This is a genomic window from Ottowia sp. SB7-C50 (genome assembly GCF_033110285.1).
Taxonomy (GTDB): Bacteria; Pseudomonadota; Gammaproteobacteria; order Burkholderiales; family Burkholderiaceae_C; genus Ottowia.
Genome location: NZ_CP136995.1, coordinates 1,383,333 through 1,400,227 on the forward strand (window position 1 = coordinate 1,383,333; position 16,895 = coordinate 1,400,227).

16 protein-coding genes and 1 pseudogene are annotated in these 16,895 nt (G+C 69.0%); 14 read left to right on the forward strand and 3 right to left on the reverse strand.

Annotated features, from left to right (window positions below):
* Positions 1-121: 121 nt before the first annotated feature.
* The 4 genes from R0D99_RS06625 to R0D99_RS06640 all read left to right on the forward strand — a co-directional run bounded on the left by R0D99_RS06625 (position 122) and on the right by R0D99_RS06640 (position 4,517).
* Positions 122-1,093 (forward strand): tripartite tricarboxylate transporter substrate binding protein BugE, encoded by a 972-nt coding sequence (locus R0D99_RS06625; protein ID WP_317750593.1) that lies wholly within the window; start codon positions 122-124, stop codon positions 1,091-1,093.
* 131 nt (positions 1,094-1,224) lie between these two features.
* Positions 1,225-2,169, forward strand: a complete 945-nt coding sequence (gene xerD, locus R0D99_RS06630) for a site-specific tyrosine recombinase XerD (RefSeq protein WP_317750594.1) — start codon at positions 1,225-1,227, stop codon at positions 2,167-2,169.
* A 64-nt stretch (positions 2,170-2,233) separates the two neighbouring features.
* On the forward strand, positions 2,234-3,223 hold the full coding sequence (locus tag R0D99_RS06635; RefSeq protein WP_416365979.1) for a Bug family tripartite tricarboxylate transporter substrate binding protein: 990 nt from the start codon (positions 2,234-2,236) through the stop codon (positions 3,221-3,223).
* 85 nt (positions 3,224-3,308) lie between these two features.
* Positions 3,309-4,517, forward strand: a complete 1,209-nt coding sequence (locus R0D99_RS06640; protein WP_317750595.1) for an AAA family ATPase — start codon at positions 3,309-3,311, stop codon at positions 4,515-4,517.
* Between the two features lie 110 nt (positions 4,518-4,627).
* Here R0D99_RS06640 and R0D99_RS06645 read toward each other — a convergent pair whose 3' ends face one another.
* Both R0D99_RS06645 and R0D99_RS06650 read right to left on the reverse strand, forming a co-directional pair.
* A complete protein-coding gene (locus tag R0D99_RS06645; RefSeq protein ID WP_317750596.1) occupies positions 4,628-5,116 on the reverse strand; it encodes a cupin domain-containing protein in 489 nt (162 codons plus the stop codon).
* 116 nt (positions 5,117-5,232) lie between these two features.
* Positions 5,233-6,042 carry a ferritin-like domain-containing protein gene (locus R0D99_RS06650; protein ID WP_317750597.1) on the reverse strand — a complete coding sequence of 270 codons (810 nt, stop codon included), beginning with the start codon at positions 6,040-6,042 and terminating at the stop codon, positions 5,233-5,235.
* A gap of 77 nt (positions 6,043-6,119) precedes the next feature.
* Between R0D99_RS06650 and R0D99_RS06655 the strand changes: the two genes are divergently transcribed.
* The 6 genes from R0D99_RS06655 (at position 6,120) to R0D99_RS06680 (ending at position 10,947) form a co-directional block, all read left to right on the forward strand.
* Positions 6,120-6,644, forward strand: coding sequence for a gamma carbonic anhydrase family protein (locus tag R0D99_RS06655; protein ID WP_317750598.1), 525 nt, complete (start codon positions 6,120-6,122; stop codon positions 6,642-6,644).
* Positions 6,645-6,661: 17 nt separating this feature from the next.
* Positions 6,662-7,651, forward strand: a complete 990-nt coding sequence (locus tag R0D99_RS06660) for an Hsp33 family molecular chaperone HslO (protein WP_317750599.1) — start codon at positions 6,662-6,664, stop codon at positions 7,649-7,651.
* Positions 7,652-7,762: 111 nt separating this feature from the next.
* Positions 7,763-8,542, forward strand: a complete 780-nt coding sequence (trmD, locus tag R0D99_RS06665) for a tRNA (guanosine(37)-N1)-methyltransferase TrmD (protein WP_317751025.1) — start codon at positions 7,763-7,765, stop codon at positions 8,540-8,542.
* 111 nt (positions 8,543-8,653) lie between these two features.
* Complete coding sequence (gene rplS, locus R0D99_RS06670) at positions 8,654-9,046, forward strand: 50S ribosomal protein L19 (RefSeq protein WP_317750600.1); 393 nt, start codon at positions 8,654-8,656, stop codon at positions 9,044-9,046.
* Between the two features lie 131 nt (positions 9,047-9,177).
* Complete coding sequence (locus tag R0D99_RS06675) at positions 9,178-9,921, forward strand: CoA pyrophosphatase (RefSeq protein ID WP_317750601.1); 744 nt, start codon at positions 9,178-9,180, stop codon at positions 9,919-9,921.
* A 39-nt stretch (positions 9,922-9,960) separates the two neighbouring features.
* On the forward strand, positions 9,961-10,947 hold the full coding sequence (locus R0D99_RS06680; protein ID WP_317750602.1) for a CobD/CbiB family protein: 987 nt from the start codon (positions 9,961-9,963) through the stop codon (positions 10,945-10,947).
* A 186-nt stretch (positions 10,948-11,133) separates the two neighbouring features.
* Here the strand turns inward: R0D99_RS06680 and R0D99_RS06685 are convergent, their stop codons facing one another.
* Positions 11,134-12,057, reverse strand: a complete 924-nt coding sequence (locus tag R0D99_RS06685) for a LysR family transcriptional regulator (protein WP_317750603.1) — start codon at positions 12,055-12,057, stop codon at positions 11,134-11,136.
* A 258-nt stretch (positions 12,058-12,315) separates the two neighbouring features.
* On the opposite strand from R0D99_RS06685, the gene R0D99_RS06690 reads away from it, so the two are divergent.
* From R0D99_RS06690 to R0D99_RS06705, 4 genes and pseudogenes are all read left to right on the forward strand, one after another.
* Positions 12,316-13,266, forward strand: a complete 951-nt coding sequence (locus R0D99_RS06690) for a hydroxymethylglutaryl-CoA lyase (RefSeq protein WP_317750605.1) — start codon at positions 12,316-12,318, stop codon at positions 13,264-13,266.
* Positions 13,263-14,474 carry a CaiB/BaiF CoA-transferase family protein gene (locus R0D99_RS06695; protein ID WP_317750607.1) on the forward strand — a complete coding sequence of 404 codons (1,212 nt, stop codon included), beginning with the start codon at positions 13,263-13,265 and terminating at the stop codon, positions 14,472-14,474. The genes R0D99_RS06690 and R0D99_RS06695 overlap by 4 nt, the downstream gene beginning before the upstream one ends.
* 114 nt (positions 14,475-14,588) lie before the next feature.
* Positions 14,589-15,578, forward strand: a complete 990-nt coding sequence (locus R0D99_RS06700) for a tripartite tricarboxylate transporter substrate binding protein (RefSeq protein ID WP_317750608.1) — start codon at positions 14,589-14,591, stop codon at positions 15,576-15,578.
* Positions 15,579-15,737: 159 nt separating this feature from the next.
* A pseudogene (locus R0D99_RS06705) lies at positions 15,738-16,893 on the forward strand (ABC transporter substrate-binding protein).
* Positions 16,894-16,895: the final 2 nt, after the last annotated feature.

The window sequence follows — 16,895 nt, forward strand, 5'->3', positions numbered from 1 at the left end:
CATAACGGGCCTGCGGGTAATCCCTTGCAATTAGCGGGCTGCCGTGCGGAACCAGCGCCATCGTTTCGCCGTCTAATCGCGGTTTCGTGTTTAAGCAAGACTAACAAGGAGTTTTCCGACGATGCAACGCCGTCACCTGATCGCGCTCGCCGCCACTGTCGCTACCTTTACTGCCGGCAGTGCCTTTGCCCAGGCCTGGCCTGCCAAGCCCATCCGCCTGATCGTGCCCTTTGCCGCGGGCGGCACCACCGACATCATTGCCCGCGTGGTCGCTGAGCCGCTGGGCCGCGAACTGGGCCAGCCGGTGGTGGTCGACAACAAGGGCGGCGCGGGCGGCGCCATTGGCGCGACCGAAGCCGCGCGTGCCGCGGCCGACGGCTACACGCTGAGCGTGGCCACGGTGTCGACCACGGCCGCCAACCCGGCCATCAACCCCAAGATCCAGTACGACCCGGTGGGCGACTTCATGCCGGTGATCAACATCGCCGCCACGCCCAACATCATCGCGGTGCACCCCAGCTTCGCGGCCAAGAACTACAAGGACTTCGCCGCGCTGGTCAAGCAGCAGCCGGGCAAGTTCAGCTATGCGTCGTCGGGCACCGGCGGCATCGGCCACCTGCAGATGGAGCTGTACAAGAGCCTGACCGGCATGTTCGTCACCCACATCGCCTACCGCGGCGCCGGCCCGGCGCTGAACGACGTGGTGGCGGGCCAGGTGCCCATCATCTTCGACAACGTGCCGTCGTCGCTGCCCTTCATCAAGACCGGCAAGCTGGTACCCATCGTGGTGGCCGCGCCGCAGCGCCTGAAGGACCTGCCCGACACGCCCACCTTCAAGGAAGTGGGCCTGGAGCCGGTGAACCGCATGGCCTACTATGGCATCCTGGCGCCCAAGGGCACGCCCAAGGACGTGGTCGACAGGGTGAACGCGGCGGCCAAGAAGGTGCTGCAGGATCCGGCGGTGAAAAAGCGCATCGAAGAGACCGGTTCGTTCATCATCGCCAACTCGCCCGACGAGTTTGCCAAGCAGATCAAGGACGAACTGGCCGTCTACAAGCAGGTGGTGGCCAAGCAGAAGCTGACGCTGCAGTAAACTCTGCGCTCGCACAAAAACCCGCCGTGGCCCGCGCCCGGCGGGTTTTTTTTTTGCTATCAGAAAATGAATCACCCGCAGCGGCGGCGCGCGCGCCTGACGCAGCGGGTGCGCTTTGGTATCTTCGCCGCGTGACCGCCGCTTCGCCCGCCGCTCCTTTTACCGACGCCAGCATCGACGCCTTCATCGACGCCCTGTGGCTGGAGGACGGCCTGTCGCCCAACACGCTGGCCGCCTACCGGCGCGACCTGACGCTGTACGCGCAGTGGCTGGCCGCTGAAGACGGCCTCAAGCTGCCGCAGACGCAGGAGCAACACCTCAACGCCTACATGGGCGTGCGCGCCAAGGTCAGGCATGAACGCGACCAGGGCAAGGCCACGTCGGCCAACCGGCGCCTGACGGTGTTCAAGCGCTACTTCCGCTGGGCGCTGCGCGAAAGGCTGATCAGCGCCGACCCCACGCTGAAGCTGCTGACCGCCAGGCAGCCATTGCGCGTGCCCAAGACGCTGAGCGAAGCCCAGGTCGAGGCGCTGCTGGCCGCGCCCGACACCGACACGCCGCTGGGCCTGCGCGACCGCACCATGCTGGAGCTGATGTACGCCAGCGGCCTGCGCGTCAGCGAGCTGGTGTCGCTCAAGACCTTCGACGTCGCCTTTGCCGACGGCGTGCTGCGCGTGCTGGGCAAGGGCAGCAAGGAGCGCCTGGTGCCCTTTGGTGAAGAAGCACGCGACTGGCTGCAGCGCTATGTTTCAGAGAGCAGGCCCGCCTTGCTGGGCCAGCGCCAGACCGAGGCGCTGTTCGTCACCAGCGCCGGCCGCACGCCCGGCACGGCGATGTCGCGCGTGATGTTCTGGACCCTGGTCAAGCGTTATGCGCGCCAGGCCGGCATCCATACGCCGCTGTCGCCGCACACGCTGCGCCACGCCTTCGCCACACACCTGCTCAACCACGGCGCCGACCTGCGCGCCGTGCAGATGCTGCTGGGCCACGCCGACATCTCGACCACCACCATCTACACCCACATCGCGCGCGAGCGGCTGAAAGACCTGCACGCCAGGCACCACCCGCGGGGGTGAGACGTTCCGCACCGGCAGCGGGCGCGCCAGCGCTTCTTCGCCGACGCTGGCGCACAATCGCCGCATGACTTCATTGACCCGTTTCATCACTCGCCGCGCCAGCCTGGTCGCGGCGGCCGCGCTGGCGCTGACCCCCGCGCTCACGCAAGCCCAGTCCTGGCCCGCCAAGCCGATCAAGATCACCGTCGCCTATCCGCCCGGTGGTGTGGCCGACAGCGTGGCGCGCCTGCTGGCCGACCGGCTGGCGCCGGTGCTCGGCCAGAGCGTGCTGGTCGACAACAAGGCCGGCGCCAGCGGCACCATCGGCATGGACGCTGTGGCCAAGGCGCCGCCGGACGGCTACAGCTTCGGCTTTTCGGCCATCAGCCCGCTGGTGCTCAACCCGCACCTGGGCAAGTCGCCGTTTGATCCGGCCAAGGACATCGTTCCGGTGGTCAGCGTGATCGCTTCGCCGGTGCTGCTGCTGGGCACCTCGGCACTGCCCGCACGCGACTTCAAGGAACTGGTCGCTGCGGCCAAGGCCCGCCCAGGCGCCGTACGCTGGGCCACGTCGGGGCCGGCGTCGCTGGGCCACATCGTGCTGGAGCAAGTCAAGTCGGGCGCGGGCGCCGACATTACCCACGTGCCCTACAAAGGGGGCGGGCAGCAGATCAACGACGCGCTGGGCGGCCAGTTTGAGGTGCTGAGCGTGAACGCCGGCCCGGCCGTCATGGGGCACATCAAGTCCGGCAAGCTGAAGCCGCTGGCCGTGGGCGCCCCCGGGCGGCTGGAGGAACTGCCCGCCGTGCCCACGCTGGCCGAGCTGGGCCTGCCCGCCGCCAACCTGGCGTCGGTGTTCGGTCTGTTCGCGCCCGCCGGCACGCCGCCTGCCGTCATCGAGCGCCTGAACACCGAGGTGAACAAGCTGCTGAAGGACAAGGACGTGCGCCAGAAGATCGAAGCCGCCGACAACGTGCCCACCGGTGGCAGCGCGGCCGACTTTGCCAGGTTCATCGCCGCCGAATCGGCCAGCAACGCGCGCATCATCAAGGCGGCGTCGATCAAGGCAGACTGACGGCTTGCTTCATAAAATATAGCAAATAACGCAGGCTGGACAAGCGCAGGTCGCCTGTTTCATCAAGACTTCAGCGGCTCACGACATGGAAACCGTCGCTCCCTGGCTCTCGCAACCGGCGCTGCAGGCCGCGCTTCTGGCCGCCGCCGGCGCGCTGGCCTACTGGCTGAAGGACGTGCCCGGCCTCATCCTGCGCTGGGCACGGCGCTTTTTCGTCAGCACGCTCACCGTCGATTCGCGCGACGACTTCCTGTTTCCGGCGCTGGTCGAATACATGGACCAGCACCCCGGACTGCGCGGCGTCAACCAGTTCACCGCGCGCAGCGTGCGGCGCGGCACCGAATACCAGAGCCTGGCTGAAGACCTGCGCAACGGCCAGCTGCCACGCGCATATCTGTCGCCGGGTGAGGGCGTGCACATCCTGCGCGCGGACGGCCGCTGGCTGTGGCTGCGCCGCGACCTGCAGGTGACCCAGAGCGTGTTCGAGAAAGTGAGCCTGTCCACGCTGGGCCGCTCGCCGCGCTATCTGGAAGGCTTCCTGCAGGCCGCCATCGACGCCCGCGCCGCGCGCGAGACCGACACGCTGTCGGTCTACATCCCCAACCCCTTCCACGGCGGCGACTGGATGCGCGCGCGCCTCGGGTCACGCCGGCCGCTGGCGTCGGTGGTGCTCAAGGCGGGGCAGGGCGAAGCGCTGCTGGCCGATCTGGAAAACTTTTTCCGCAGCCGCGAGCGCTATGCCACGCTGGGCATACCGTGGCGGCGCGGCTACCTGCTGTACGGCCCGCCCGGCACCGGCAAGACCTCGCTCGTCACCGCGCTGGCCAGCGAACTGCGGCTGAACGTGTGCACCCTCAGCCTGGCCAGCCCCATCGTCACCGACGAGAAGATCCACACCCTGCTGGCCTCGGTGCCCCAGCGCTCGCTGCTGCTGATCGAGGACGTCGACGCCTTCTTCCGCGAACGCGACGCCGCGCACGCGCAGGTCAAGCTGTCGTTCAGCGGCTTTCTCAACGCGCTGGACGGCGTGGCCACGCAAGAAGGCACCGTGCTGTTCATGACCACCAACCACATCGAACGGCTCGACCCCGCCCTGATCCGCGCCGGCCGCATCGACGAGCGGGTTGAACTGGGCTATGCAGACGAGGAACAGTTGCGCCGGCTGTACCGAAAGTTCCACGACGACCCCGCGGCGGCCGACGCCTTCGCGCGCGAGAAAGCCGGGCAGAACCTGTCGCCGGCGGCGGTGCAGGGGGAGTTGATGAAGCGGTTTGGGGCGGCTGCAAGGCCGTGACCGGCCGGGCCTTGCGGGCTGCTGGCCATCCATCTCTACCGGAGGGCCGGTTCAGGGCGCGCAGATGGCGGGCGCGGTTGCGTTGCGCCAGCTTCGCGCCCGCCGTCTGATCAGGCGTGCTTGTCCGGCTTTGCGCTGGGCGGCTGCACCGACCACTTCGGCGGCTCGTCGTTGCCGCTGTCCTCATCGCGCTCGGCATCGTCGAACGTGGCGTGCACCTTGCCCGCCGCGTGGTGCACGGGCGCGTAGATGGCGTACAGGCGCATCGGCTCGTTGCCGGTGTTGACGACGTCGTGCCAAGTGCCCGCGGGCACGGTGATGCACCAGCCGTCTTCGACGTCCTGCACGAAGTCCAGCTTGTCCTTGGCGGGGCCCATCTTGCATTGGCCTTGGCCAGCGTCCAGGCGCAGGAACTGGTCGGTGTCGGGGTGCACTTCCAGGCCGATGGACTGGCCGGGTTCGATGGACATCAGCGTGACCTGCAGGTATTTGCCGCTCCAGGCCACGGTGCGGTAGTTGGCGTTGTCCTTGGTGGCGGTTTCGATGTCGAAGGCGTTGGGCTTCGGGCCGATGTCCTGGACGACGGGTTTCTGGGGCATGAGTGACTCCTTCTTTGAAGTGGCAAGGGGCAGGGGCGACGATCCGGCCGCAGGGCGCGGGCGTCGGCAAAGGGCCATCGTAGCCGCTGGCGCGCGGCGCGGGCCGGCGATGCGGTTCAGCCAGCCGGCGTGTCGGCCAGCGCGGCCAGTTCGTCGGCGGTAAAGCCGGCCTGCTGGCGCGCGGTGGTGTTGAACGGGCCTTTGAGCCGCGGGGCGCCGTACTGGCGCGCCAGCACGCGGTAATGCGCCAGCGGCTCCAGGCCGCGCTGGTCGCACAGCCAGCGGTACCAGTGGTTGCCGATGGCGACGTGGCCGATCTCGTCGCGCAGGATGATGTCGAGGATGTCGCAGGCGGCCAGCGCGTCGGGCGTGCCGACGGCGCGCAGCTTGCGCTGGATGAGCGGCGTGGCGTCCAGGCCGCGCGCCTCCAGCGTGCGCGGCACCAGCGCCATGCGGGCGGTGATGTCGCCCTGGGTTTTTTCGCACATGGCCCACAGTCCGTCGTGGGCGGGAAAGTCGCCGTACACATGGCCCAGCCGCGTGCGCAGGTGGTCGTGCAGCAGGCTGAAGTGGTAGGCCTCTTCCCGGGCCACGCGCAGCCAGTCGCCGTAGAAGGCGTCGGGCATGCCGTCAAAGCGCCAGACGGCGTCCAGCGCCAGGTTGATGGCGTTGAATTCGATGTGGCAGATGGCGTGCACAAGGGCGGCGCGGCCTTCGGGCGTGTGCACGCTGCGCTGCGGCACCTGGGCGGGGTCGATCAGTTCCGGCCGGGCGGGGCGGCCGGGCAGGTGGGCGGGCGCCGGGGGCGCTGACTCGGAAGCTATCGAAACAGTAGCTGGCGGCGCTTGCAGGGCCAGCGTCAGGGCCAGTTTTTTTTCAACATCGGGCTCGCAGAGAGCCTGCAGGGCAAGAGAGCGCAGCGCCATCCCTAGAATTGTAGGCAGCGCGCCCGGCCGTCCGGGCGCACCCATTGGATGGCAGCAACCGCAGGAGACATCAGCACATGGCCGTATACGAAGTGGATGGCAAGGCACCGCAGGTCGATTCCACCGCCTGGATCGCCGATTCGGCGCAGGTGATGGGCAACGTCACGCTGGGGCCGGACGCCAGCGTGTGGTTTGGCTGCGTGCTGCGCGGCGACACCGAGAGCATGACCATCGGCGAGGGCAGCAACATCCAGGACCTGACCGTGATGCACGCCGACGTCGGCATGCCGCTCACCGTGGGCAAGCACGTGACGGTGGGGCACAAGGTGATGTTGCACGGCTGCACCATCGGCGACGAGTCGCTGATCGGCATCGGCGCCGTGGTGCTGAACGGCGCGAAGATCGGCAAGCATTGCCTGGTGGGCGCCGGCTCGCTGGTGACCGAGGGCAAGGAATTCCCGGACGGCAGCATGATCATGGGCACGCCGGCCAAGGTGGTGCGGCAGCTGACGCCCGAGCAGATCGAGGGCCTGCGCATGAGTGCGCAGCACTACATCGACAACGCGCGCAAGTTCCGCGCCACCTTGAACAAGCTGGGCTGAGCCTCCATCTGCGCAGGATGTCCGAACTCCACAAATTCATCTTCGACGGCCTGCCGGTGCGCGGCCAGCTGGTGCGCCTGACCGACGCCTGGCAGGAAGTGCTGCGCCGCCGCGCCGCCAACACCCAGACCGGCGCCTACCCGCCGCCCGTGGCCGAAATGCTGGGCGAAATGGCCGCCGCCGCGGTGCTGATGCAGGGCAACATCAAGTTCGACGGCGCGTTGATCATGCAGATCTTCGGCGACGGCCCGGTGAAGGTGGCCGTGGCTGAGGTGCAGTCCGACCTGCGCCTGCGCGCCACCGCGTCGGTGGTGGGCGCGGTGACGCCGGGCATGCGCCTGCCGGAGATGGTCGACGCGCAGGGCAAGGGTCGCTGCGCCATCACGCTCGATCCGCAGAACCGCCAGGAAGGGCAGCAGCCCTACCAGGGCGTGGTGCCGCTGGCCGACGAGGGCGGCGCGCCGCTGATGGACCTGGCCGCCGTGGTCGAGCACTACATGCGCCAGTCGGAGCAGCTGGACACCACGCTGGTGCTGGCCGCCGACGAGCAGGTGGCCGCGGGCCTGTTGATCCAGCGGCTGCCGGTGCAGGGGCAGGACAACCTCTCGCAAAGCAGCGTGGCGCGCGAGGACGACGCCCGCGAGGCGGCCGAGGACGACTACCAGCGCATCGCCATCCTGGCCAAGAGCCTGAAGCGCGACGAGCTGCTGGGGCTGGATGCCGACACCATCCTGCGCCGCCTGTTCTGGGAAGAAAGCCTGATGCGCTTCGAGCCGCAAGCCGGCGCGCAGGGGCCGCGCTTTGCCTGCTCGTGCAGCCGCGAGCGCGTGGGCGCCATGCTGAAGGGCCTGGGCCAGCACGAGGCCGAGGACATCCTGAAGGAGCAGGGCCAGATCGAAGTGGGCTGCGATTTCTGTGGCCAGCAGGAACGCTTTGACGCCGTCGATGTCGGCCGCCTGTTCACGCCCGCCGCGCAGCAGCTGCCGCAGCCGGGTTCGGTGCAGTAGCAGGGTGGGGGAGTATGTGGCTTTGGCGCGTGACTGGCGTGCGCTGGCGGCCGCGTGCAGGGGGAGTATGTGTCGATGAGCGCTGATCCGGCCTCTGTTCCCCCGCGTGCGCTGCGCTTCGACGTGCTGACGCTGTTCCCCGAACTGTTTGCTCCGTTTATTGAAGCGGGCATCGCCCGCCGCGCCTACGCCAGCGGCCAGATCGTGCTGAAGCTGTGGAACCCGCGCGACTTTGCCGAGGGCAATTACCGCCGGGTGGACGACCGGCCCTTTGGCGGCGGGCCCGGCATGGTCATGATGGCCGAGCCGCTGGCCCGCTGCCTGCAGGCGGCGCAGGCCGACCGCGCGCAGGCGCAGGCCGGCGAAGCGCCCGTGGTGCTGTTTTCGCCCATCGGGGCGGCGCTGAACCACGCCGCCGTCGAACGCTGGTCGGCCGGCGCGGGTGCCATCCTCATCTGCGGCCGCTACGAGGGCATTGACCAGCGCTTCATCGACCGCCACGTGACGCACCAGGTCAGCCTGGGCGACTTCGTGCTGTCGGGCGGCGAAATCGCCGCGCTGGCGCTGCTGGACGCTGTGGCCCGTCTGCAGCCCGGCGTGCTGAACGACGAGGGCAGCCACCAGCTGGACAGCTTCAACCCCGCCGTCGACGGCCTGCTGGACTGCCCGCACTACACCCGCCCCGAGGAATGGGACGGCCAGCGCGTGCCGCCCGAATTGCTGAGCGGCCACCACGCGCAGATCGAGCGCTGGCGGCGCGAGCAGCGGCTGGCGCTGACGGCCCGGCACCGGCCCGACCTGGTGGCCTCCGCGCGCGCCCAGGGCGGGTTGAGCCGCGCCGACGAAGCCGTGCTGGCGCAGCTGGGCGAAGCCGCCCGCGCCGGGCTATAATCAAAGGCTTTTCGATCCTCTGCCGGCCGCGGCCCAGAACAAGGCCTTGAACCCCGTTTTCAAGGTTGCCGCCCCTAGCGTAGCGTGTGCACGATCGAAAATGGAACTGCAATGAACCTGATCCAGACCCTCGAAAAAGAGGAAATCGAGCGCCTCGGCAAGACGATCCCCGAGTTCGCCCCCGGTGACACCGTGATCGTGTCCGTCAACGTCGTCGAAGGCAGCCGCAAGCGCGTGCAGGCCTATGAAGGCGTGGTCATCGCCAAGCGCAACCGTGGCCTGAACAGCGGCTTCACCGTGCGCAAGATCTCCAGCGGCGAAGGCGTCGAGCGCACCTTCCAGACCTACAGCCCGCTGATCGCCAAGATCGAAGTCAAGCGCCGCGGCGACGTGCGCCGCGCCAAGCTGTACTACCTGCGCGGCCTGTCGGGCAAGAAGGCCCGCATCAAGGAAAAGCTGCCCGGCCGCGTGGCCAAGGCCGGCGCCGAAGCCGCCACCGAATAAGCTGGCGCACCGGCAGCCCCTGCCGCCGCCATCACCGACCGCCTGCGGCCCTGGCCCAGGCGGTTTTTTCATGGGCGCACGCGGCAGCGCTGGCCGGCGCACAATCGCTGCCTGCCCGACCTGCGCGTGACATGACGACGTTCACCTCCCTGTCCAAGCTGCCCCACTTCAACCCGCGCGAGGTGCCCGTCACCGGCGTGGACGCGCACCTGCCCGCCGTGCCCGCCGAGCGCCTGACGCCCCAGGCGCTGCGCCACCGCTTTGCCGTGCCCCCGGTATGGCAGCCCGAATTGCGCCAGGAGCCGCGCTTTGCCGACCGCGCCCCCGCGGCCGCGTCGGTGCTGGTGCCGCTGGTCGACCGGCCCGGCGGCCTGACGGTGCTGCTGACCGAGCGCACGGCCAACCTGTCGACGCATTCGGGCCAGGTCGCCTTTCCGGGCGGCAAGGTCGACCCGGAAGACCGCAGCGTGGTCGACGCCGCGCTGCGCGAGGCGCAGGAAGAGGTTGACCTGCCGCGCACGCACGTCGACGTGATCGGCCAGCTGCCGGTGTACGTGACCGGCACGCAGTTCATCGTCACGCCTGTGGTGGCGGTGGTGCGGCCGGGCTTTGTGCTGCACCCCAACCCCCATGAGGTGGCGCACGCCTTCGAGGTGCCGCTGGCCTTTCTGATGAACCCGGCGCACCACCGGCGCCACCGGCTGGAATGGGAAGGCCAGTTGCGCGAATGGTTCTCGATGCCCTACGTCGAGCGCGTGCGGGTCGAGCCTGGCACGGGCGAATCGCCGCCCATGCCCGACAGCGAAGTCGAGCGCTTCATCTGGGGCGCCACGGCGGGCATGTTGCGCAACTTTTACCGCTTCCTGTCGGCGTAGCCAGGGCGCCGCCGTGCGGCGCACCACTATCATCCCCGGATGGCATTTTTTGCGATTGCGCTGGCCCTGCTGCTGGAACAGGTGCGCCCGCTGGCGGCCAACCATGTGGCGGCGGTTGGGCTGCGGCGCTGGCTCAGCGTGGTGGGCCGCAACGTGGACGCTGGCGCAACCCAGCACGGCTGGCTGGCCTGGGTGCTGGCCGTGGGCGTGCCCACGGCGGCGGTGGCCGCGGTCAACGCCCTGCTGGGCTGGCTGGGCGGCTGGCCCTTGGTGCTGGTGTGGAACGTGGCCATGCTGTACCTGACGCTGGGGTTCCGGCAGTTCAGCCACCACTTCACGGGCATCCGCGAAGCGCTGGAAGCGGGTGACGAGGACCGCGCACGCACCCTGCTGGCGCACTGGCAGCAGGTGGACGCCAGCGCCGTGCCACGCAGCGAAATCGTGCGCCACGTCATCGAGTATTCGGTGCTGGCCGCGCACCGCCACGTGTTCGGCGTGCTGGTGTGGTTCTGCATCGGCGCCGTGCTGGGCCTGGGGCCGGCGGGCGCGGTGTTCTACCGCAACGCGGAATACGGCGCGCGCTACTGGCGCCGCCGGTCTGAATCGGCCGACCACCCGACCAGCCCGGCGCTGCGGTCGGTGGCCGACGCGGCCTGGCACGCCATCGACTGGCTGCCGTCGCGCGCCACCGCGCTGGGCTTTGCCATCGTGGGCAGCTTCGAGGACGCCATCGACGTCTGGCGCAACCACGCGGCGCGCTTTGCCGACGGCAACGACGGCGTCGTTCTGGCGGCGACGGCCGGCGCCATCGGCGTGCGGCTGGGCGGCCAGTCGCTGCGCCCGCTGTCGGTGGATGCGGTCGGCCCGCCCAGCGCGGCGGCCGGCGCGCCGCCGGGCAGCGAGGGCCTGCCGGGCGAACCGGCACGCACCTCGCACTTCACCCAGGTCGTCGGCCTGGTGTGGCGCACCGTCGCTCTCTGGCTGCTGCTGCTGGTGCTGCTGACGCTGGCGCATGTGCTCGGGTGACCGCTTGGCAGGCGTTGCCCCCATGGGAGGCAACAACGGCTGAGTCGAGAACCCCTTCTTCCTCTGGGAGAGAGCTTGCCCCCGCGAAGGCCGGGGACAGGGGTGAGGGCCAACGGCGCGTCATCCTCACGCGACATTCCAACCAAAATGGCCTTCAGCGCAGGACTGTAGAGCGCAACCAGCTATCTATTTGGTAGCTTGTTCGACGGCCTGAGCGCTCGCCACCAGGTGATCCACCAGCAGCCGCGCCGCAGGCGTCAGCGCCTGCGGGTCGCGGCAGCAGATCGCAAAGCGCCGCCGCGCCCAGGCGTCGGTGAGCGGGATCACGTGCAGCCCGAAGGCGTCGGCGTAGGGCGTCGACAGCTCGGCCGGCAGCACGGCGATGGCCAGCCGTGAGCGCACCACGCGCAGCGCGGCATCGAAGGTGGCCGCCACCACGCGGTAGCGGATCGGCTGGCCGGCCAGCGCGGCGGCGCGCTGCAGCATCACCTGCACCGCGCTTTCGGGCGGCAGGCTGACCTGTTCGTAGGGCAGGGTATCGGCCAGCGCCAGCCGCCGGCGCCGTGCCAGCGCGTGGTCGCGCGGCACCACGGCCGCCAGCTGGTCGCCGCGCCACGGCCAGTGGTGCAGGCCGCGCAGGTCGGCGGCGTCCCAGCAGATGCCAAGCGAGGCGCTGCCTTCGCGCACGGCGCGCAGCACCTGCGTGCTGACGGCCTCTTCCATGTCGACGCGGATGTGTTGGTGCCCCGGCGCGCCCAGGAAGGCGGCCACGTCGTCAGCCAGCGATTCGGCCATGGCCGACTGCGTGGCCAGCACGCGCACGTGGCCGCGCACACCGGCCGCGTAGCCGGCCATGTCGCGCTCGATCTGCGCCGCGCGGGCCAGCAAAGCACGCGCATGTTCCAGCAACGTTTCGCCCGCGGGCGTGGGCTCGACGCCGTGGCGGCGACGCGTCAGCAGCGGCGTGCCCACTGTGTCTTCCAGCGCCGCCAGCCGCTTGCTGATGGCCGAGCCGACCATGGCCTGTTGCTCTGCCGCGCGGGCGATGTTGCGCGCTTCGCAGACGGCGACGAACAGGCGCAGGGTGGTCAGGTCAAGATCGCGGGCCATGCTCCCCCCTGTGGCGCTGACGCGCCTTCCCACTGAGGGGGACAACGCTGGCGGCCGGTGCAAGCCCGGCCGCGGCGTTCTGGCGTGGCCTGCTCCGCGGCCATGGGGGCGGGCTTGCTGCGCCGCCGCTGTTGCTGGCCTATGGCGTTTTAGATATTCCATTCAGGAATCATAGGGCTTCCAAGATACCGCTAGCGATCTCTCGTGGAATACCTAGACTTGGGTGCACACATAAAACATTCCGCAAGGAGACAACCCATGACATCCACGCTGCCAGCGCGCGCCGTGATCCGCGAAGTCGGCCTGCGCGACGGCCTGCAGGCCATCGCACGCACGCTGCCGACCGCGCACAAGATGGACTGGCTACGCGCCGCGCACGCGGCCGGGCTGCGCGAGATCGAGGTCGGCTCGTTCGTGCCGGCCAGATACCTGCTGCAGCTGGCCGATACCGCGGAGCTGGTGGCGTTCGGCAGGACGCTGCCCGGGCTGTCGGTGTCGGTGCTGGTGCCCAACCTGCGCGGGGCCGAGGCGGCCATCGCCGCCGGGGCCGACCTGATGGTGCTGCCGCTGTCCGCCAGCCACGCGCACAGCCTGGCCAACCTGCGCAAGACGCCCGACGAGGTGGTGGTCGAGGCGGCGCGCATCCGCGCCGCGCGCGATGCCGCCGGCTCGAAAACCTTGCTGGAAGGCGGCGTCGGCACGGCGTTCGGCTGCACGCTGCAGGGCGAGGTCCAACCGGCTGAGGTGCTGCGGCTGATGCAGGCCTTGCTCGACGCCGGCTGCGACCGCGTGAGCCTGGCCGACACCGTGGGCTATGCCGACCCGGCCGCCGTGGCGCGGCTGTTCGAGCAGGCGCGCGCCATCGCCGGTGACAAGCTGTGGTGCGGCCACTTCCACGACACGCGCGGCCTGGGGCTGGCCAACGTGTATGCCGCGCTGCAGACCGGGGTGACGCGCTTCGACGCCTGCCTGGCCGGCATCGGCGGCTGCCCGCACGCGCCGGGCGCCAGCGGCAACGTCACCACCGAAGACCTGGCCTACCTGCTGCGCAGCATGGGCATCGACACCGGCGTCGACATCGACGCGCTGCTGGCGCTGCGCGAGCGCATGGCCGGCTGGCTGCAGGGCGAGACGCTGCACGGCACACTGTGGCGCGCCGGCCTGCCCCGCACGCTGCAAGGCATGAACTCTGATGCTATAAAAAAATGAGCAAACAACCCAATTCCATCAAGCGCCAGCGGCCTCTGGAAGGCCTGCGCGTCGTCGAATTCACGCACATGGTGATGGGCCCCACCTGTGGCCTGGTGCTGGCCGACCTGGGGGCCGAGGTGATCAAGGTCGAGCCGGTGGACGGCGACCGCACGCGCCACCTGCTGGGGTCGGGGGCGGGCTTCTTCCCCATGTTCAACCGCGGCAAGAAAAGCATCGCCATCGACCTGCACCAGCCCGAAGGCGCGGCCGTGGCGCGCCGGCTGGCGGCCAGCGCCGACGTGGTGGCCGAGAACTTCAAGCCCGGCACGATGAAGAAGTACGGGCTGGACTACGAAAGCCTGTCGCGGCAGAACGAGCGCCTGATTTACGTCAGCTGCAAGGGTTTTCTGCCCGGCCCGTACGAACACCGCACGGCGCTGGACGAAGTGGTGCAGATGATGGGCGGGCTGGCCTACATGACGGGCCGCCCGGGCGACCCATTGCGTGCCGGCACCAGCGTGAACGACATCATGGGCGGCATGTTCGGCGCCATCGGCGCGCTGGGCGCGCTGGTGCAGCGCGGCATCACCGGCAGGGGGCAGGAAGTGCAGAGCGCGCTGTTCGAGAACAACGTATTCCTGGTCGGCCAGCACATGATGCAGTACGCCATCACCGGCCAGCCCGCCGCGCCCATGCCGGACCGCATCAGTGCCTGGGCGGTCTACGACGTGTTTACCGTCAAGGACGGCGAGCAGATCTTTCTGGCCGCCGTGAGCGACGCGCAATGGCGCACGTTCTGCGACGTGCTGGGTTTCAGCGACTTGCGCGACCGGCCCGATTACGCCACCAACAACGACCGTGTGCGTGCGCGCCCCATCCTGCTGGCGCTGCTGCGCGAGCGGCTGTCCACGCGCAGCGCGGCCGAACTGGCGGCGCTGTTCGAGCAGGCGGGCCTGCCGTTTGCGCCGATCCGCAAGCCCGAGGAGCTGTACGACGACGAACACCTGCGGGCGACCGGCGGGCTGGCGGAGGTCACCCTCACCGACGGCGCGCGCGCCGGCCAGACGGCGCAGACCACGCTGCTGCCGTTCACGATGGACGGCCAGCGGCTTGGCGCCGGCACGCAGCCACCCGCGATGGGGCGCGATACCGATGACTTGCTGGCCGCCGTGGGCTGCACGCCGGCGGAGATTGCGGCGTTGCGCGCGGCGCATGCCGTGGCGTGACCGATGACCGATTGCTATTGATATGAGAGCTGGCGGCGCTTGCCTGTTGGCGGCGGAGCCACTTTTCGGCTGGATTCGATTGCCACATGTGTTGAAGATAAACGGAGACTGTTGATGACCCCCTTTCTGCCTGCAATGATTTCCCGCCGCCGCGCGCTCTCGTCCATTGGCGCCGCAGGCCTGGCCACGCTGGCGCCCGGCGTGCGGGCGCAGGGCGACAAGCCGGTCAAGTTCATCCTGCCGGTCAGCGCCGGCTCGGGTGTCGACGCCATCGTGCGCGGCGCCGCGCCGTCGCTGGGCAAGGCGCTCGGCGCGCCGGTGGTGGTCGAAAACCAGCCCGGCGCGGGCGGCGTGGTGGGCACGCAGGCCTTCATCAAGGCCCCGCCCGACGGCCACACGCTGGGCGTGGTGTCGAACAACCACGTGATCTATCCCAGCGTGCTCAAGTCGGTGCCGTTCGACCCGGTGGGTGACATCACGCCGATCACCATCATTGCCACCTCGCCGATGGTGCTGGTGGTCAACCCCAAGCTGCCCGCCAGGAACATGAAGGAACTGGTGGCGCTGCTGAAGGCGAATCCGGGCAAGTACAACTACGCCTCGTCGGGCAACGGCACCATCCTGCACCTGGCGGCAGAGATGTTCAAGGGCGTGACGGGTACGCACATCACCCACATCCCGTACCGCGGCACGGGTCCGATGATGGCCGACATCATCGGCGGCCAGATCGACATGGGCGTGATCGCCATGCCCGCGGTGCACGGGCAGATCAAGACTGGCGCGCTGCGCGCCATCTGCGTGGCGTCGGCCAAGCGCTCAACCGGCGCGCCCGACGTGCCGACGGCGGCGGAGCAGGGCTATCCCGCCTACCTGGTTGAAGGCTGGTCGGCCGCCGTCGGCCCCAAGGGGTTGCCGGCCGAGCAGGTGCGGCGCATCCACCAGGCCTTTGCCAGCGCGTTTGCCACCGCCGAAGTGCGCGAAGCGATGGACAAGCAGGGCAACACCATCGTGCTGAGCACGCCCGAACAGGCGCAGGCCCATTTCAAGAGCGAACTGGCCAAGTACGCCGCCATCGTCAAGCGCGCCGGCGTGACGCCGCAATAGTCTTCGCCACACCGTTGCTAGGGGTAATTCCCAAGCGATCCGGGGCTGGATAGGCGTGCCCGCGCCCGTAGAATCATTAGCCGACCGATCGGTCAGTTAATGGCCTCGGGCGTGACCGGGTCACGCAAATTCATCACCCTCTTCAGGTTGGAGACATCCATGCAATTGAAAAAGCTGGCGCTGCTGTGCGTCGCGTCCCTCGGCTTTTCGGCCACCGTCTGGGCAGACATCAACGTCGGCGTCACGCTGTCGTCCACCGGCCCCGCGGCATCGCTGGGCATTCCCGAGCGCAACACCATCTCGCTGCTGCCCACCACCATCGGCGGGCAGAAGGTCAACTACATCGTGCTGGACGATGCCTCTGACACCACCGCGGCCGTCACCAACACGCGCAAGCTGATCTCCGAGCGCAATGTCGACGTGATCGTGGGTTCGTCCACCACGCCGGCGTCGCTGGCCATGATCGACGTCGTCGCCGAGGCGCAGACGCCGATGATCACGCTGGGCGCATCGGCCGCCATCATCGAGCCGCAGGACGCCAAGAAGAAGTGGGTCTTCAAGACGCCGCAGAACGACATCATGATGGCGCTGGCCATCGCCGAGCACATGGCGTCCAACGGCGTCAAGACGGCGGCTTACGTCGGCTTTTCGGACGCCTACGGCGAAGGCTGGGCCAGGGAATTTGCCAAGGCGCTGGAGCTGAAGAAGATCAAGCTGGTGGCCAACGAGCGCTTCTCGCGCACCGACACCAGCGTGACCGGCCAGGTGCTGAAGATCATGGGCGCCAAGCCCGATGCGGTGCTGGTCGGCGGCTCGGGCACGCCGGCTGCACTGCCGCAAAAGACGCTGAAGGAACGCGGCTACGCGGGCCAGTACTACCAGACGCACGGCGTCGCCAACGCCGACTTCCTGCGCGTGGGCGGCAAGGATGTGGAAGGCACCTATCTGCCCGCGGGCCCCGTGCTGGTGGCCGACCAGCTGCCGGCCGCCAACCCGGTGCGCAAGTCCGCGATGGAATACATCCAGGCGTACGAAGGCGCCCACGGCAAGGGCAGCGTCAGCACCTTCGGCGGCCACGCGTGGGACGCCGGCCAGATCCTGAAGGCGGCCATCCCGGTGGCGCTCAAGGGTGGCCAGCCCGGTACGCCGCAGTTCCGCGTCGCGCTGCGTGACGCCATGGAAAAGGTGCGCGAAACCCCCCGGTGCACACGGCATCTTCAACATGTCGCCCACCGACCACCTGGGCCTGGACCAGCGCGCGCGCGTGATGGTCAAGATCGAAAATGGCCGCTGGAAATACCAGGAAACGAAGTAAGC

What these genes read in the sequence shown, in the direction of transcription:
- R0D99_RS06645 (WP_317750596.1), bottom strand. Translation starts at nt 5,116, where the DNA reads ATGCCCCAGAAACCCGTCGTCCAGGACATCGGCCCGAAGCCCAACGCC.
- R0D99_RS06660 (WP_317750599.1), top strand. Translation starts at nt 6,662, where the DNA reads ATGTCCGAACTCCACAAATTCATCTTCGACGGCCTGCCGGTGCGCGGC.
- R0D99_RS06675 (WP_317750601.1), top strand. Translation starts at nt 9,178, where the DNA reads ATGACGACGTTCACCTCCCTGTCCAAGCTGCCCCACTTCAACCCGCGC.
- R0D99_RS06655 (WP_317750598.1), top strand. Translation starts at nt 6,120, where the DNA reads ATGGCCGTATACGAAGTGGATGGCAAGGCACCGCAGGTCGATTCCACC.
- R0D99_RS06635 (WP_416365979.1), top strand. Translation starts at nt 2,234, where the DNA reads ATGACTTCATTGACCCGTTTCATCACTCGCCGCGCCAGCCTGGTCGCG.
- R0D99_RS06650 (WP_317750597.1), bottom strand. Translation starts at nt 6,042, where the DNA reads ATGGCGCTGCGCTCTCTTGCCCTGCAGGCTCTCTGCGAGCCCGATGTT.
- rplS (WP_317750600.1), top strand. Translation starts at nt 8,654, where the DNA reads ATGAACCTGATCCAGACCCTCGAAAAAGAGGAAATCGAGCGCCTCGGC.
- R0D99_RS06700 (WP_317750608.1), top strand. Translation starts at nt 14,589, where the DNA reads ATGACCCCCTTTCTGCCTGCAATGATTTCCCGCCGCCGCGCGCTCTCG.
- R0D99_RS06625 (WP_317750593.1), top strand. Translation starts at nt 122, where the DNA reads ATGCAACGCCGTCACCTGATCGCGCTCGCCGCCACTGTCGCTACCTTT.
- R0D99_RS06680 (WP_317750602.1), top strand. Translation starts at nt 9,961, where the DNA reads ATGGCATTTTTTGCGATTGCGCTGGCCCTGCTGCTGGAACAGGTGCGC.
- R0D99_RS06685 (WP_317750603.1), bottom strand. Translation starts at nt 12,057, where the DNA reads ATGGCCCGCGATCTTGACCTGACCACCCTGCGCCTGTTCGTCGCCGTC.
- R0D99_RS06690 (WP_317750605.1), top strand. Translation starts at nt 12,316, where the DNA reads ATGACATCCACGCTGCCAGCGCGCGCCGTGATCCGCGAAGTCGGCCTG.
- R0D99_RS06640 (WP_317750595.1), top strand. Translation starts at nt 3,309, where the DNA reads ATGGAAACCGTCGCTCCCTGGCTCTCGCAACCGGCGCTGCAGGCCGCG.
- R0D99_RS06695 (WP_317750607.1), top strand. Translation starts at nt 13,263, where the DNA reads ATGAGCAAACAACCCAATTCCATCAAGCGCCAGCGGCCTCTGGAAGGC.